This is a genomic window from Pseudoclavibacter sp. RFBA6 (assembly GCF_002931575.1).
Taxonomy (GTDB): Bacteria; Actinomycetota; Actinomycetes; order Actinomycetales; family Microbacteriaceae; genus Pseudoclavibacter; species Pseudoclavibacter terrae.
The window spans coordinates 598,296-613,720 of the sequence record NZ_PSUA01000012.1; the positions used below are offsets into that span (position 1 = coordinate 598,296).

13 protein-coding genes are annotated in these 15,425 nt (G+C 69.8%); 3 read left to right on the forward strand and 10 right to left on the reverse strand.

Features of this window, described 5'->3' with window-relative positions; genetic code table 11:
- Positions 1-92: 92 nt before the first annotated feature.
- The 3 genes from C5C17_RS12780 to C5C17_RS12790 all read right to left on the reverse strand — a co-directional run bounded on the left by C5C17_RS12780 (position 93) and on the right by C5C17_RS12790 (position 4,030).
- Positions 93-1,442 carry a M20/M25/M40 family metallo-hydrolase gene (locus C5C17_RS12780; RefSeq protein WP_104253729.1) on the reverse strand — a complete coding sequence of 450 codons (1,350 nt, stop codon included), beginning with the start codon at positions 1,440-1,442 and terminating at the stop codon, positions 93-95.
- Between the two features lie 185 nt (positions 1,443-1,627).
- Positions 1,628-2,971, reverse strand: coding sequence for an LLM class flavin-dependent oxidoreductase (locus C5C17_RS12785; protein ID WP_104253730.1), 1,344 nt, complete (start codon positions 2,969-2,971; stop codon positions 1,628-1,630).
- Positions 2,972-2,989: 18 nt separating this feature from the next.
- Entirely contained in the window at positions 2,990-4,030 is a 1,041-nt protein-coding gene (locus C5C17_RS12790; protein ID WP_104253731.1) for an LLM class flavin-dependent oxidoreductase, read from the reverse strand.
- Between the two features lie 258 nt (positions 4,031-4,288).
- Between C5C17_RS12790 and C5C17_RS12795 the strand changes: the two genes are divergently transcribed.
- On the forward strand, positions 4,289-4,696 hold the full coding sequence (locus C5C17_RS12795; RefSeq protein WP_104253732.1) for an N-acetyltransferase: 408 nt from the start codon (positions 4,289-4,291) through the stop codon (positions 4,694-4,696).
- A 105-nt stretch (positions 4,697-4,801) separates the two neighbouring features.
- On the opposite strand, the gene C5C17_RS12800 is transcribed toward C5C17_RS12795, so the two are convergent.
- From C5C17_RS12800 to rsmI, 6 genes are all read right to left on the reverse strand, one after another.
- The gene (locus C5C17_RS12800; protein WP_104253887.1) at positions 4,802-5,398 is read right to left on the reverse strand and encodes a DUF1349 domain-containing protein; all 597 of its coding nucleotides are present in this window, start codon (positions 5,396-5,398) and stop codon (positions 4,802-4,804) included.
- Between the two features lie 65 nt (positions 5,399-5,463).
- Positions 5,464-6,783 carry a hypothetical protein gene (locus C5C17_RS12805; protein WP_146079174.1) on the reverse strand — a complete coding sequence of 440 codons (1,320 nt, stop codon included), beginning with the start codon at positions 6,781-6,783 and terminating at the stop codon, positions 5,464-5,466.
- A gap of 165 nt (positions 6,784-6,948) precedes the next feature.
- Positions 6,949-7,800, reverse strand: a complete 852-nt coding sequence (gene rsmA, locus C5C17_RS12810; protein ID WP_104253734.1) for a 16S rRNA (adenine(1518)-N(6)/adenine(1519)-N(6))-dimethyltransferase RsmA — start codon at positions 7,798-7,800, stop codon at positions 6,949-6,951.
- Positions 7,797-8,744, reverse strand: a complete 948-nt coding sequence (locus tag C5C17_RS12815) for a TatD family hydrolase (RefSeq protein WP_374953920.1) — start codon at positions 8,742-8,744, stop codon at positions 7,797-7,799. Before C5C17_RS12815 ends, rsmA begins: the two co-directional genes overlap by 4 nt.
- Positions 8,745-8,797: 53 nt before the next feature.
- The gene (gene metG, locus C5C17_RS12820) at positions 8,798-10,366 is read right to left on the reverse strand and encodes a methionine--tRNA ligase (protein ID WP_104253735.1); all 1,569 of its coding nucleotides are present in this window, start codon (positions 10,364-10,366) and stop codon (positions 8,798-8,800) included.
- Positions 10,367-10,396: 30 nt separating this feature from the next.
- The gene (gene rsmI / locus C5C17_RS12825) at positions 10,397-11,209 is read right to left on the reverse strand and encodes a 16S rRNA (cytidine(1402)-2'-O)-methyltransferase (protein ID WP_104253736.1); all 813 of its coding nucleotides are present in this window, start codon (positions 11,207-11,209) and stop codon (positions 10,397-10,399) included.
- 50 nt (positions 11,210-11,259) lie between these two features.
- Here rsmI and C5C17_RS12830 point away from each other — a divergent pair, with 50 nt between their 5' ends.
- Positions 11,260-13,038 carry a dolichyl-phosphate-mannose--protein mannosyltransferase gene (locus tag C5C17_RS12830; RefSeq protein WP_104253737.1) on the forward strand — a complete coding sequence of 593 codons (1,779 nt, stop codon included), beginning with the start codon at positions 11,260-11,262 and terminating at the stop codon, positions 13,036-13,038.
- A gap of 214 nt (positions 13,039-13,252) precedes the next feature.
- On the forward strand, positions 13,253-14,167 hold the full coding sequence (locus C5C17_RS12835; RefSeq protein ID WP_104253738.1) for an endonuclease domain-containing protein: 915 nt from the start codon (positions 13,253-13,255) through the stop codon (positions 14,165-14,167).
- Positions 14,168-14,268: 101 nt separating this feature from the next.
- Here C5C17_RS12835 and C5C17_RS12840 read toward each other — a convergent pair whose 3' ends face one another.
- Positions 14,269-15,366, reverse strand: coding sequence for an SDR family oxidoreductase (locus tag C5C17_RS12840; RefSeq protein ID WP_104253739.1), 1,098 nt, complete (start codon positions 15,364-15,366; stop codon positions 14,269-14,271).
- Positions 15,367-15,425: the final 59 nt, after the last annotated feature.

The window sequence follows — 15,425 nt, forward strand, 5'->3', positions numbered from 1 at the left end:
TCCCAGATCGTGCGAGCGGCTCCCCCGCTCTTCGGGGGAAGCGAACCGCTCGAGAACGACCCTAGAAGTTGACGTTGCGTCAAGGTCAAGCGTCACGCCGAGAGGAAGTTCCTGACGACGTGATCGAGTCCGCGCACCGTGAGGTCGATCGACTCGAGATCGAGGCGCTCGTTGGCGGAGTGGAAGCGGTTGCGCGCAACGGAGAAGGTCAGCTCTGGGCTGAGGATCCCGAAGCCGAACGCGTTGGCGCCGTGCAGCCGGTAGAAGCGCGCGTCGGAGCCACCGACGCCGAGTATCGGCGCGGGCTTCGCTCCTGGCACGAACTCGGCGAGGGTCTGCTCGATCTGCGCGTAGAGGCGCGTGGTGGTCGCCGATTCGTTGGCCGGCGAGAACCACTCCCCCTCCACGCTCACGAGGCCGGGGAACTCGGCTGCGACCGCCGCGAGGTGCGCCGCGACGTCCTCCTCCGTGACGCCGGGCAGCACGCGGATGTCGAGGGAGATCGACCCGCTGTCCGGAATGACGTTGACCTTCGAGCCCGCTTCGAGGATCGTCACCGCAACGGTCGTGTGGGTCCAGGCGTGCACGAACGGGGCGAGCTCACCCAGCTCGGGATGCGCGCTCAGCTCCTCGATGGCGTCGTCGATCGTGGCCTGGTCCGCGAGGCGACGGCTCAGCTCGGCGGGCAGCTCGAGCGCCGCGAGCGTCTCAAGCCACTGCTCGCTGATGCGCGGCGCAGGGGCCACGGCCTGCAGGCGATCGACGACCTTGGCGAGCGTCACGGCGGCGTTCGAGCGCCCCCAGGGAGCAGACGCGTGCGCCGCGTCGCCGCGCACGACGATGCGCCGCGGGGCTGCGCCCTTCTCGCCGACGCCCACCGTGATGGCGGTGCTGCCGACTCCTCCCAGGCGCGCACCTCCCCACTCGGTGAGCACGTTGTCTGCGGCGATCGTCGCCCAGTCATTCTCCGAAAACCAGCCGACGCCTGCCCTGCTGCCCTGCTCCTCGTCGGCGACGGCCGCGAAGACCAGATCGCCCGTCGGCGCGAAGCCGCTCGTCGCGAGCCGCCTGAAGATGACGGCGTAGGAGGCGCTGAGGAACAGCATGTCCACGGCGCCGCGGCCCCACACCTCGCCGTCGATGAGCTCACCCGAGTGCGGCGGATGCACCCAGTCTGCCGCCTTCACGGGCACGACGTCGGTGTGGCCGACGAGCGCCAGCGACTCCGCCGCGGGGTCGGCGCCCGCGAGACGCGCGACCACCGAGACGCGTCCCGGGAACGGCTCGACGCGCGTCAGCTCGACGCCGCTGCCGGCGAAGAACGCCTCGAGCACCGCAGCCGCGCGCCATTCGTCGCCGGAGGCGAGCGCACCGTCGTTGACGGTCTCGGCGCGGATGAGCTGCTGCAGGAGGGTCACGGTCTCGTCGCGAAGCGAAGTCATGCCCTCATCCTGGGCGAAAGGCGGCGGGTCCGCGTGCACATGCGTTGCAGGGGGTCACGTGGACGGGCCGCCCGCGACGCACCGCGCTGTCGGAGGTTCGGCGCCGCTCGGCGCACTGCGCCGAGCGCGCTTCGCACCGAACTCGACCGAGTGGTGGCGCGACGGCGACGGCGGGAGCGCGATGCTCAGGATCCGGCTGGCACCAGGTCCTCGACGACCACAGGAAGTCCGAGGTTCTCGCGCAACGTGGTTCCCGGGTACTCCGTTCGATACGAGCCGCGCTCCTGGAGCGCCGGGATGAGGTCGTCGACGATGTCGTCGAGACCGGAGGGCACGAGGTACGGGGTGAGGTTGATCCCCGTCACCGCCCCGCTCCGCGCCAGCTCGGTGAGCGTGTCGGCGACTTCGTCGACACTGCCGACGAAGCCCCGCTGCGAGGACAGGTGGATGACGAAGTCGCGGATCGACAGGCCGAGCGCCTCGGACTTCTCCCGCCACTGCTGGGCGAGCTCAAGCGCCTTCGCGTTCTGGAACGCGCTGCCGCGCGTGCCGTCGGTGACGGCGACCACCGGGTCCTCGGACGGCAGCGGACCGTTCGGGTCGAGGTGCGAGAGGTCCTTGCCCCAGAACTGCTCGAGGTAGCGCAGCGACGTCGCGGGTGAGATCTGATGCTCGCGCACCCAGCGCGCCTTCTCCTCGGCCTCCTTCGGTGTCGCGCCGATGACGATGGTCGCGCCCGGGAAGAACGCGAGCTCGTTGCGGGCCCGGCCGAACTTCGTGAGCCGCTCGCGCAGGTCGGCGGCAAACGCCGTGGCGCCTTCCAGCTCCGGGTGGGCGGAGAAGATGACGTCGGCGTGCTCGGCGCCGAAGTCACGCCCCTTGCTCGAGTCGCCAGCCTGGAACAGCACGGGCCTCGACTGCGGGCTCCGCGGGAGGACACGCTCCGAGACGAAGCGGATGAACTCGCCGTCGACGTCGACTCCGCCCCGGTTCGCCCAGAGCTGCTTGGCCGCCCGAACGAACTCAGCAGCGCGGTCGTACCGGTGCTCGTGCGCGAGGTGCCCGCCGCGGCGGAAGTTGGCGCCCGTCCACGCGTTGTCGGTCGTGACGATGTTCCACGCCGCCCGCCCCTCGCTGAGGAGGTCGAGGCTCGCGAGGCGGTACGCGAGATCGGCCGGCTCGTTGTAGGTCGTGTTCTGCGTCGCGACGAGGCCGATCTTCTCGGTGATGGCTGCGAGCGCGGCGAGCTGCGTGATGCCATCCGGTCGCCCGGCCACGTCGTTGTCGTGGATCCTGCCGAGGTGCTCGCGCAAGCGAAGACCCTCGCCGAGGAAGAACGCCGAGAAGAGGCCGCGCTCAGCCGTCTGCGCGATGCGGCGGAACGACTCGAAATCGGTCTGTGAGCCGCTCTGCTCGCTCGACCAGATGGTCGTCGAGTTCACGCCCTGGAAGAAGACGCCGAACTGGATCTGGCCGGCACCCTCGGCGCTCACCGATGGCCGAGTCGCGCCGGTGCTGTGCTGTGTCATCGTCGTGATCCTTCGCGTTCAGAGTGCCGTGGCGGCGTAGCGGTTGACGGGGTGCGCGAGCCCGAGCGCGTCCCGCAGATGCTCGCCGGACCGCGGCGAGGCGAAGACACCAGCGCGGCGCAGGCTCGGGAGCACGGCACGGCCCAGCTCCTGCACGTCGACGCCGAAGTCTGCCGGCAGCAGGCGCACGCCGTTCGCGAACGAGGCCACCTCGGTGATGAGCTCAGCGAGGCCAGCGGAGTCGCCCGAGTAGTGGAGGCGCCCCGCCGCTTCGGTCTCAGACGCCCGGCTCCCGGCACGGTCGACCGCAGCGCTCCCCCGCGCATCGAGCGCGAACGAGACCTCGACGACCGCGCGCTTGATGCCCTGCGTGTCCGCCTGCCCGGCGGCGGCACTCGCCTCGAGGACCGTGCGCTCGCGGATCAGCGCGACGTCGATGAGCTCAGGCGCGGCCGAGCCGGAGACCGCGAACGTCGGCAGGAGCCCCTGGTGCGGGCGCGGGATGATCGACGGCCCCTTCACGCTGAAGCGAGCGCCCTCGAAATCGGCATAGTGCAGCTTGTCGCGGTCGAGGTACCGGCCCGTCGCCGTGTCGCGGATGACGGCGTCGTCCTCCCACGAGTCCCACAGGCGACCGAGCACCTCGATGGTGTCGTCGAGTTCGGCGCGGCGCGATTCCGGTCCGTCGAGCGGCGCCCGGTCGAACGCCGCGGCCTCGAGCGCGCCGCCGTCGACCTCGCCGATCCAGCCGGCTCGGCCCTGCGAGGCGTAGTCGAGGGTCGCGAGCTGCGTCGCGAGGTGGAACGGCTCGACCGCCGTGACGCGCACGAGCGGGACGAGCCCGGTCGCGCCGGAGAGCGGGGCGGCGAACGCGGCCTGCGTCACCGCATCCAGTCGCGGACCCCTCTCGCCGAGCTCAGGGAAGCCTGCGTCCTCGAACGTCGCGATCGTCACGCCGAAGCGCTCGAGGGCGGCGATCGCCGCGCGGATGCGGATCGGGCTGACGCCTTCGCTGCCCGCTTCGACGGCGATGGCAAACGGCGGGTTCTCGTGAGTCATGCCTCGCAGACTAGGAACCGCGCATCACTGTGTGACGGCCGGCGCTTCACCTGCCGCCCCCGGAGGACTTCTGACGCAACACTGGATGCGCGCCCCGCGAAGTGAGGCGTACGGTACCCACCACGAGCACAAGCCCGCCCCACCGGGCAGCGGACCGCACGACCCCGACCGTGGAAGGAGCATGAAGATGACACACACGACGACAGGCCTGAACTTCATGTGCCAGCAGCGCGTCGAGACGGGCAGGCTGGCGCCGCAATGAGCCTCGGGCTGCACACGTCGATCGGCAACGCCGTCCGTGTGACCACCACCCGAGCCAGCGCCAACCGAGTGGAGTTCCACGCCATTCCCTTCGACGGCACACGAGTCGTCGCCACCGCCGTCCTCTCCGGCGACCTCGACGGAGTCGGCGCCGAGCTAGTGTTCGACGAGCTCTGGGTCACGCCAGAATTGCGCGGCAACGGCATCGGCACGCGAGTGACGCGGGCCGCCATCACCTGGGCCGACCTGCACCTCGCGACGGGCATCGACACGTACGTCGCCGAGCAGAACGTCGCCATGCAGCGCCTCCTCGAGCAACTCGGCTTCGAGCGCCGCCCAGAACTCGAGCACGGCGAAGAGGCCTGGACGCAGATCTTCGCGCTGTCCCTCGAGCTCGCGGGCTAGGTGCTCAGAGCTCAGGTCTCCCGTCTCGGGGTCAAACGTTGGGCGGCCAGCGGCGGTCCGGCCGGAGCCGGCCCTAGCTGCCGCTGCCGCCATCGCGGCGAACCCTCACGGGTGCAGCGACGCGTCGGCGGGCGTCGTCCGCCAGGCCAGGAACCGGACGACCAATCCGCTGCGGGACGGCGCGCAGCAGAACGGCCCGGCCTGCACTCGCGCATCCTCAGCCAGCGGTGCCACCCGAACGAGCCGCCACGGCTCCGCGTCGACTCGCGCCCGGATTGTGACCGCGTTGCCGGTGCGGCTTACCCGCACCGTGACGCGGCGGTCACCCCAGTCCGGAACCGGTGCGAGCGACCAGTCCGACTCACCCCTGGTCACGACCGCACCCAGCTGCTCCTGGCCGTCACTGAGCTCGACGCCAGCCTTCATCCACGTCGTCTCGTCGCTCCGCAGGAAGAGACCAGCCTGGTCGAACTGCTCGCTGAAGTCGACGAGGAACTCGACCTCGACGGCGGAATCCTGCTCGAAGTCACGCAGCAGGGCGTGCTCCGTGTCGTGGACGAACCCGTAGGAGGTTGTGCGCCAGGCGTCGCTGCCCTCGACGGCCGTGACGAGGAGGTCGCCGTCGACGACCTCAGTCGAAACCGGCTCGGTGGTCCAACGCCCATCGCTCCAGGGAACCTCCGACGTGTCGCGTGTGCTCATGGCTCCCATCCAAGCAGACCTCGTCGGGCACGCCAGCCTGGCACGTCCAGTCAAACCGCGCGCGCTCAGCTGACCGGCTCAAGCGGCTGGACGGGACCGGCCCCGGACCTGCCGACGACCACAAGGGCCGGGCGGGTCACGTCGTTCCGGGCATCGTCTTCCCAGGTGAGCGCGAGGTCAGCCCGCTCGACGATGCCGCTCGACCCGTTCCGGCTCGTCGTCCCACCAGACGCCACCACCTCGAACGAGCTGATCCCCTTGGACCCGGCGACGACAAGCACGTCGACGCCGTCATCACGCAGCCACCTCGCCGCGATGACGGGCAGCTGCGGCGCCCCGTTCACGGGACTCGCGACTGGGCCCGCGCCGAGCAGTGTCGCATCGTCGTCGCCGCGCGTCGCGACGACGACCGCCCAGAGGACACCCGACCCGCTCCCCTGGCTCTCGAGGTGCGCCACCTCAACAAGCGAGAGCGGGGCGCCGGACGGCATGCTCTGGTCGTCGAGGATCGAGGCGCGCAGGCGGCGGCCCTTCTCTTCCTCCCGAGCGGTGATGATGCCCCGCGAGAGCGCAGCGAACCTCGCGTTCCCCCGCTCTGCGTCCGTGACGGCGGCCCAGTCCCCGTCGGCGTCCTCCGTCTGCAGGAGCGTGAGGCCCGAGCTGGGATGCACGTAGGCGAAGCCCTCGACCACGTCGATCCCCGAACCGCCCGCATCCGGGATGCGCAGCAGCGACCGGGTCGCGAGCAGAAGCAGCCCGTCCGAGGTGGACGTCTCGCCGAGCGCGGGAGCGGCCTCGGAAGCGAAGGTGACGGTCTCGAGCGACGTGCCCCGCTGCATCCGCTCGTTGAAGAGCAGCACGCCGGTCGCGACGGTGAAGCCGCGCTCGTAGCGGGCCGTCGCGATCGAGGAGGTGCCGAGCACCGAATAGGCCGTGTCGTCGCCGCTGCCCGCGCCGTCGAGCGGGCGGACGAGCGCGGCGACCGCATTGTCGGAGCGGAGGATGACGAGCCGTGCGGAGAACGAGGCGCGCACGGCGGATGTCCCGACCTTCGTCGAGTCGACGTCCCCGGCCCAGAGGAGCTCGATGGCCTGGCCCTCCGGGAGTCGGAGGGCGTCGCTGTCGGCGTGTTCCCGCCAGACAGCTGCCGCAGCAACCAGTGGCCGCTGCTCGTCGAGCTTCGCCTCTGCACCACGGGTCGGGTAGCCGGGGAGCGTCGACTCGCCGACCACGTCCGTGGAAGAGGTGTCACCGTCACCGGTGAAGGCGAGGACAACCCAGCCCGCGGCGAGCGCCAACACGACGACGATCGCGCCGATCGTCAGCATGCGCGCGCGGCGGGACGGCAGCGGAACGTCTGCGTCGGCCGCGGCAGACTCGCCCATGCCCATCCCCTCGCCAAGCTCCGGGGCACCGACCTCGTTGTGGTGCCTGGTGCGTAGTCTGCCCGAGTCCGCTCCACGATGCGACGCGTCGCCGGGAGATCAGCTGGCAGCAGCAGAGTTCAGAGTGACGCAACGGGTGCGTTCCCACGCAGCAGCTGTGACGCCTCAGGCCTCAGGCTGCCAGGCCTCCGCGAGGCGCACGTAGTCGTCGATGCCGACCGTCTCGCCGCGGGCCGTCGGGTCGATGCCGGATGCCTCGAGCACAAGCGACGTCGCCGCTGCGTTCTCGCCGAGCAGCGGGGAGAGCGCCTGGCGCAGCATCTTGCGGCGCTGCCCGAAGGCGGCGTCCACGATGCGGAACACCTTGCGACGCAGCTCCTCGGAGCCCCGTGGCGCGTCGCGCTCCGTGTACGAGATGAGGATGGAGTCGACGTTCGGCACCGGCCAGAACACCTTGCGACCTACCAGCCCGGCGCTCGACCAGGAGCCATACCAGGCGGCCTTCACGCTCGGCGATCCGTACACCTTCGAGCCGGGGCCCGCGACGATGCGCTCCCCCACCTCGGCCTGCACCATGACCACCCCGCGTTCGAGCGACGGCAGCCGCTCGAGGAGGTGCAGCAGCACGGGCACGGACACGTTGTACGGCAGGTTCGCGACGAGCGCGACCGGCTCGCCGGGCACATCCTGCACCTGGAGAGCGTCGGAGACGATCACGTCGAGCTGCGCGCCGGGCGCGTGCTCGGCGACCGTCTGCGGCAGGCGAGCGGCGAGGCGCTCGTCGATCTCGATGGCTGTGACGCTCGCGACCGCCTCGAGCAGGCCGAGCGTCAGCGATCCAAGCCCGGGCCCGACCTCGAGGATGTGCTCGCCGGCGCGGACCTTCGCGGTCTGCACGATGCGCCGCACCGTGCCGGGGTCGTGCACGAAGTTCTGACCGAGCTTCTTCGTGGGCGTCACGTCGAGCTCGGCCGCGAGCTCGCGGATCTCGTTGGCGCCAAGCAGGCTCACGCTCATGCGGAATCTCTCTGAGTGGATGCGGCGGCGGGCTCGGCGCCCGACAGGTCCCAGCTGCCGTAGACAGCCTCGGTGTTCGCGGCGACCTTCGCGCTGAGCTCGTCGACCGGCACGTCGAGATGCTCGGCCATCGCGCGCAGCGTCACGGGAATGAGGTAGGGCGCGTTCGGGCGGCCACGGAACGGGACAGGGGTGAGGAACGGCGCGTCGGTCTCCACGAGGATGCGGTCGAGCGGCGTCACCGAGAGCGCCTCCCGCAGCGAGGCGGCGTTCTTGAACGTCACCGTCCCGGCAAACGAGAGGTACCAGCCCTCGTCGGCCGCGATGCGGGCCATGTCGGCGTCACCGGAGAAGCAATGGAAGACCGTGCGCTCGGGGGCGGCGACACGCTTGAGCGTCGAGATGACGTCGTCGTGCGCGTCCCTGTCGTGGATCTGCATGGCGATGCCGTGCCGCTTCGCGAGCTCGATGTGCCGCTCGAACGCGCCGACCTGCAGCAGCTGGTCGGCCTTCTCCGGCGTGCGGAAGTAGTCGAGCCCCGTCTCGCCGATGGCGCGCACACGCGGTTCGGCGGCGAGGCGGTCGATCTCGGCGACCGCCTCGTCGAGGGTGCCGGCGGCGGCGAGCTCCGGCACGACGTTCGGGTGCAGGGCAACCGCCGCGAGCACTCGCTCGTTCGTCGCGGCGATGCGCGCCGACCAGCGACTCGAGGGCACGTCGTTGCCGACCTGCACGACACCCTTTACGCCTGCGGCGGCCGCGGCGTCGAGGTGCTCGTCGAGCGACAGGCGCTCATCCTCCTCGCCGTCCTCGATCTCGAGGTGCGTGTGGTTGTCGTAGCAGGGCACATCCAGCGCGTCGGGGTACGGCGGGTAGGCGAGGATGCGCGTGTGCCCCGACTCGCTCGTCGCCGAGCGACGGCGCAGCTTCTCGGCCGACCCCACCGCCTCGCCCTGCTGAGCTTCACCCCGCTGGCCCTGCTGCGACTCGGGCACCGTCAGCGCTGGACTTCCTGCTCGATGCGCGGGAAGAGCGGCGGCAGCTCGCTCAGCGGTCGCGAGCCGACCAGCGCGTAGGCGTTGGCGATGCGGGTCGAGGCGAGCTCGCCTTCGCCGCCGATCGCGAACCACAGCTTCTCGGCGGCGATCGGGATGAACGGGTTGAGCAGCACGGCGAGGTGGCCGAGGCAGCGGGTCGTCACCTCGAGCACCGCGGCGAGGCGAGCGCGCCCCTCGTCGCCCTGCTTCGAGAGCGCCCACGGCTCCTGCTCCGTGATGTAGCCGTTGAGCGCATCCACGAGCCGCCAGATGTGCGCGAGCGCACCGTCGATGTCGAAGGCGAGCATCGCCTCGTCAGCCTGCGCCGCCACGTCGGTCGCGAGGTCGATGATGACCTGCTCGGAGTCGAGCAGCGTCGACTGCTCCGGCACGACCCCGTCGAAGTACTTGTTGACCATGGCGATGACGCGCGAGGCCAGGTTGCCGAAGCCGTTCGCGAGCTCGGACTGGTAGCGGGCCGAGAGGTCCTCCCACGAGAACGAGCCGTCCTGGCCAAAGTGGATGGCGCGCAGGAAGTAGTAGCGGAACGCGTCTGAGCCGAAGACGTCGGTGATCTCGGTCGGCGCGATGCCCGTGAGCTTCGACTTCGACATCTTCTCGCCGCCGACGAGCAGCCAGCCGTGCGCGAAGATGCCGGCAGGAACCTGGAGTCCGGCGGCCATGAGCATGGCCGGCCAGATGACGGCGTGGAAGCGGAGGATGTCCTTGCCCACGACGTGGTGCGCCGGCCAGCGCTTCTCGAGCTCAGAGTCGTCGTCGCCGTAGCCGATGGCGGTGATGTAGTTGAGCAGCGCGTCGAACCACACGTAGACGACGTGTGATTCGTCCCACGGCACCTTCACGCCCCAGTCGAACGTCGTCCGGGAGATGGAGAGGTCGCGGAGGCCCGAGCGCACGAACGAGATGACCTCGTTGCGCGCCGACGATGGCTGGATGAACTCGGGGTTCTCCTCGTAGAGCGCGAGCAGGCGCTCCTGGAAGTCGCTGAGCTTGAAGAAGTAGTTCTGCTCCTGCAGCAGCTCGAGGGGCTTCGAGTGGATGGCGCAGACCTTCTCGCCCTCGTACTGGCCCGTGCCGGCGACGATCTCCGACTCGGGCTTGAACTCCTCGCAGCCGACGCAGTAGAGCGCCTCGAACTCGGCGTCGTAGATGAAGCCGGCGTCGTTGAGCTTCTGCAGGAAGCGCTGCACGCGCGTCTCGTGACGCTCGTCGGTGGTGCGGATGAAGTCGTCGTTCGAGATGTTCAGGGTCTCGAGCATGGGCTTCCACGCCTCGCTGACGAGCTTGTCGGCCCACGCCTGCGGCGTGACGTTGTTCGCGAGCGCCGAGCGCATGATCTTCTGGCCGTGCTCGTCGGTTCCCGTGAGCAGCCACGTCGTGTCGCCGCGCTGGCGGTGCCACCTGGCGAGCGCGTCGACGGCGACCTCCGTGTACGCGTGACCGATGTGCGGAACGTCGTTGACGTAGAAGATCGGTGTCGTGATGTAGAACGATTCGCCGGAAGCCATGGGGATCATCCTATTGTCGGCTGGGCACTGTTACGACGCGAGGTGGCCTTGGTACAGATCGCGCTTGCTCATGCCCGTCTCCGTGGCGACCTGCGCGGCCGCCTCCTTGAGGCGCATCCCGCCCGCCACGAGGTCGGCGACCATCGCCTGCGCGCCGGCGGCGTCGACGACCGCGGGTGCTGCTCCCTCTACGACGATCACGATCTCCCCGCGCACGCCTTCCTCGGCCCAGGGCAGGAGCTCGGCCGCCGTGCCGCGCTTGACCTCCTCGTAGAGCTTGGTCAGCTCGCGGCAGACGGCGAGGCGGCGGTCCGCGGGCCAGACCGCGGCCATGTCTGCGAGCGTCCTGGCCAGGCGGTGCGGCGACTCGAACAGCACGACCGTGCGCGGCTCGTTCGCGAGGGATCTGAGGAACGTCTCCCGCTCCCCCGCCTTGCGTGGCAGGAAGCCGTCGAAGGTGAAGCGGTCGGTCGGCAGCCCCGAGATCGCGAGCGCCGTGATGACGGCGCTCGGGCCGGGCACGCTCGTGACGGTCACCCCCTCCTTCGCCGCGAGCGCGACGATCGGGTACCCGGGGTCGGAGATGCCGGGCATCCCGGCGTCGCTCACGAGCACGACGTCCGAGTCGCGGGCCTGCTCGACGATCGTCTTCGCCAGCTCGTCCTCGTTGTGCTCGTGCAGGGCCACGAGCCTCGGACGGTTCTCGACCCCGAGCATCCCGAGCAGCTTCGCCGTCGACCTGGTGTCCTCGCACGCCACGAGAGACGCGTTCTTGAACGTGTCGATGAGACGCGCCGAAGCGTCGCCGAGGTTCCCGATGGGGGTGCCCGCGAGGATGATCATGGCTGCGATCCTCCCACGCGCTGGGTGCATGGCCCCCTACGATTGCTTGCGTGAGCGAGCAAGCAGAGACCGGAACCCCTGACGAGGCGGCCACGTCACCCGCGTCGGCTGCCCCCGCGACGGCTCAGGTCGATGCTCCGGCGACCGCCGACTCCGCTCCGCCCGCACCTGCGCCGGCCCCGCGGACCCAGGTCGAGCGCGGCTCGGTCTTCGACGACCTGTGGGCACGCGTCACGAGCACGCCCCGACTGCGCGTGCGCACCGAGTGGATCCTCCTCGGCGTCGTCACGCTGCTCGCCGCCGTCCTGCGGTTCTGGAACCTGGGCGGCGCGCACTACCTGATCTTCGACGAGACGTTCTACGTGAAGGACGCGTGGACGCTCCTCAACCTGGGCTACGAGGCCGAGTGGCCTGACAACCCGAACGACGCGTTCAACGCGGGCGACCCGAACGGGTACACGACCGACCCGTCGTACGTCGTGCATCCGCCGCTCGGCAAGTACATCATCGGGCTCGGGATGCTCGTCTTCGGTGCCGACAACCCCTTCGGCTGGCGCTTCGGCGTGGCCCTCGTCGGCACCCTCGCCGTGCCGCTCCTGTGGGTCATCGCGAAGAAGCTGTTCCGCTCGCCCGTGCTCGCCACCATCGGCGCCGGCATGCTGGCCATCGACGGGCACGCGATCGTCATGTCGCGGGTGGGGATCCTCGACGGCATCCTCATGTTCTTCGTCCTGCTGGCCTTCCTGTTCGTGCTGCTCGACCGCGACGACCAGCGGCGCAAGCTGCGGACCAAGATCATGGCGTGGCGCGCCGAGGAGGGGCTCGAGGGCGAGCCCGTTCCGACGAAGGCCACGACCACCTCGAGGGCCCCGGATGTGAAGCCCGTCGGCCCCGACTGGGGGCCGCGCCTGTGGTGGCGCCCCTGGCTCATGGCCGCCGCCGTCACCCTCGGCGCCGCATCCGCCGTGAAGTGGTCCGGCCTCTACTTCCTCGCCGCGTTCTGCGTCTACACGCTCGTCGTCGACATGATCGAGCGCAAGCGACTCGGCGTGACGTTCTGGGGGTCGGCCGCGATCCTCCTGCAGGGCCCCGTTTCGTTCATCCTGACCGTGCCCCTTGCCGTGCTCACCTACCTCGCCACGTGGACCCGCTGGCTCACGACGACCGGCGGCTTCTACCGTGACTGGGCCGAGCAGGCGGGCAACGCCTGGACGGGGCTCCTGTCCTGGGTGCCGCTGCCTCTGCAGAGCCTCTGGCACTACCAGGTGGAGGCGTACAACTTCCATCGCGGGCTGAGCGCCGAGCACCCATACCAGTCGGGGCCGCAGGAGTGGCCGTTCCTCATCCGCCCGACCGCGTTCAGCTACATCTACAGCGGCAAGGGCGACGGCTCAGGCTGCGACGTCGACCAGTGCGTCGAGGCGATCACGTCGATCTCGAACCCGATCATCTTCTGGTTCGGCACCGTGTCGATCCTGTTCCTGATCATCATGTGCTTCCTGCGACCCAAGTGGCAGTACTTCGCGATCCTCGTCGGGTACGGCGCCGGCTACTTCCCGTGGCTCGCCTACCTCGAGCGCCAGGCCGTCTTCCACTTCTACGCGATCGCGTTCCTCCCGTTCATGATCCTCGCGTCGCTCGTGGTGATCCAGACGATCGCCGGCGACCGGGACACGCCGCGCACGTCTCGGACGATCGGCGTCTCCGCGGTCGGGGTGCTGCTCGTGATCATGGCGCTCGTCTCAGTGCTGTTCTGGCCCGTGTGGACCGGCCAGATGATCTCGACCTCCTACTGGTCGCTCACGCACTGGCTGCCCAGCTGGCGCTAGCCGCGGATCAGGCCCTGCTGCCGCGCGTGCCCCGCATCCGTCACCCACTTGCACTCCTCGCCCCCCAGATAGGTCACTTCCGCCCCGCCACGACGTCCGACTTGGGCTCGAACTGACCTCTTCACGCGGTGCAGCTGCGTCCGGGAAAGCGAGTGGATGCGTCAAGCTGTGGAGAACTTCAGCGCGACGTCCACGACGTGCGTAGGTTCCCGGCATGGCCGATCGCAGACCGATTCCAGACGAGCTGCGGGGACGAGCGTTCGGGATCGCTGAGGGGAACGCAGCCGGACTCAGCACGAAAGCGCTCGCGCGGCAGAGCCTCGTTCGGCCGTATCGCGGTGTGCGAGCGACAGAGCCGGCGCATGACAGCAGGGAGCAGGTCCTCCGCTTCGGGCCGCGACTTCGGGATGGCCAGGCACTGAGTGCCCGCTCTGCACTGCTCGTCTACGGGCTACCGCTTCCCAGACGCCATCGCTCCGCGATCGTGGATGTGCTGGTCAGGCAGTCGGCGTCACGACCACGGGCGGAGGGTGTTCTCGCGCGGCGCATCCGAGATGACCTCTGGGCGGCGGACCGAATCGAGGGGGTCCAGGTGGTCACCCTCCCGCTGCTCTTCGCCCTCCTCGCGGGTTCGTCCAGCGAGACAGAGCTGATCACGGTCGGCGACGCGATGATCAGCAGCTTCGACCGCTACCCGGGGCGCATGTCCCCCGGTCCGCTTGTGCGGCTGTCGAGCCTGTTCGACATGGGTGAGCGCTGGGGCAGGCTCCGGGGCGGAGCTGTGCTGCACAGGGCGCTGCCTCGCCTTCGGGAACATGTCGCCTCACCGCCCGAGAGCTGGCTCCGCTGCATCATCGTGGATGCCGGCATGGAGGAGCCCGCAGTCAACGCGGACATCTACGAAGGCGGACGCTTCCTGGAGCGCGGCGACCTGGTCTTTCGAGACCAGCGCGTCGTCGTCGAGTACGAGGGCGAAGGGCATCTGAGCCCTGCGCAGTTCCGACGTGACATCACGCGCACCGAGTCATTGATCGCCGCCGGGTGGCGTGTCATCCGCATCACGCACGCCGACCTGTTCCCGAGCCCCGCGACGTTCCTCGACCGGTTGCGTGCGGCGCTCGCGCGGTGACTCCTGGCCGAGCATGGGTCACTTTCGACCCGGTGTGCGCCCGCTGAAGGGGCGAAGGTGGCCTATTCAAGTGAGCAGCGGACGCGCGCAGCGGGATGAGATCAGGGGATGAGGCGGTCGGCGCGGTACCGCTCGAAGAGCTCGGCGAAGGCCTGGTCGGTTCGGCGGAAGCTGAGGAAGCCCGCGTCGCGGCTCTTGCCCATGTCGGTGACGACCTCCATCTCGCGGCCGAGATCGGCATCGGTGTGCCACCAGGAGGCGAGCCGTGAGATGTCCGACTCGACGAGGTCGTGCTCGGCGACGACGGCCGGCCAGTGCTGCTCGAGCTGCTTCATCTGCACCTCCAGCGGGCGAGCCTCGCCCTCGAACCCGACGACCTGCTCGACGGGGACTCCGAGCCTCTCGGCGAGGCGCGGCCACATCCACCGCCAGCGGAAGATATCGCCGTTGACGATGTTGAACGCCTCGTTTCGGCCAGCGGGAGCGGTCGACGCCCACACCATCTGCTCGGCCAGGACTCCCGCATCCGTCATGTCGGTGAGGCCGTTCCACTGCGCCTCGCTGCCGGGGAACGCGAACGGCACGCCGAGGTGCGTCGTGAGCGCGGCCTGCACGGCGATCGTCAGGCCCATGTTCATGGCGTTGCCGACGGCGTGCCCGATGACGGTGTGCGAGCGGTGCACCGACCAGGTGAAGCGCTGGCGGGCGGCCGCGGCGAACAGCTCGTCCTCCTGCGCGTAGTAGAAGTTCGGGGTGTCGAGCCGCTCGGACTCCTCACGGAACGGGGTGTCCGGCATCTCGCCAGCCGCGTACGCCTCGAATGGCCCAAGGTAGTGCTTGAGTCCGGTGACCAGGGCCGCGTGCTGCACGGGCGCGTGCGCCAGCCCGGCCAGGAGGTCGCGGACCATGGCGCCGTTGACGGCGATGTTCTCCGCCTCCGTCGCCTGGCGCTGCCACGCGGTGAAGAAGACATGCGTCGGGTTCTCGGAAGCCAGCGCAGCCTTGAGGCTCTCAGGGTCGCGCAGGTCGGCGGCGATGCCGCGCACCCTGTCGGTGCTCGCGGCGCTGCGAGAGAGCGCGAGCACCTCCCACCCGTCCTCGGTCAGGCGATCCACGAGGGCCGAGCCGGTGATCCCGGAGGCTCCGACGACGAGCGCCGTCCGCTGCGTTTCGATGGTGTCGTTCGAGTTCGAGGTCATCAGGGGTGCAACGAGGCGGCGAGGGACGATATTCCAGGACCACCCGGCCGAGACAGGCG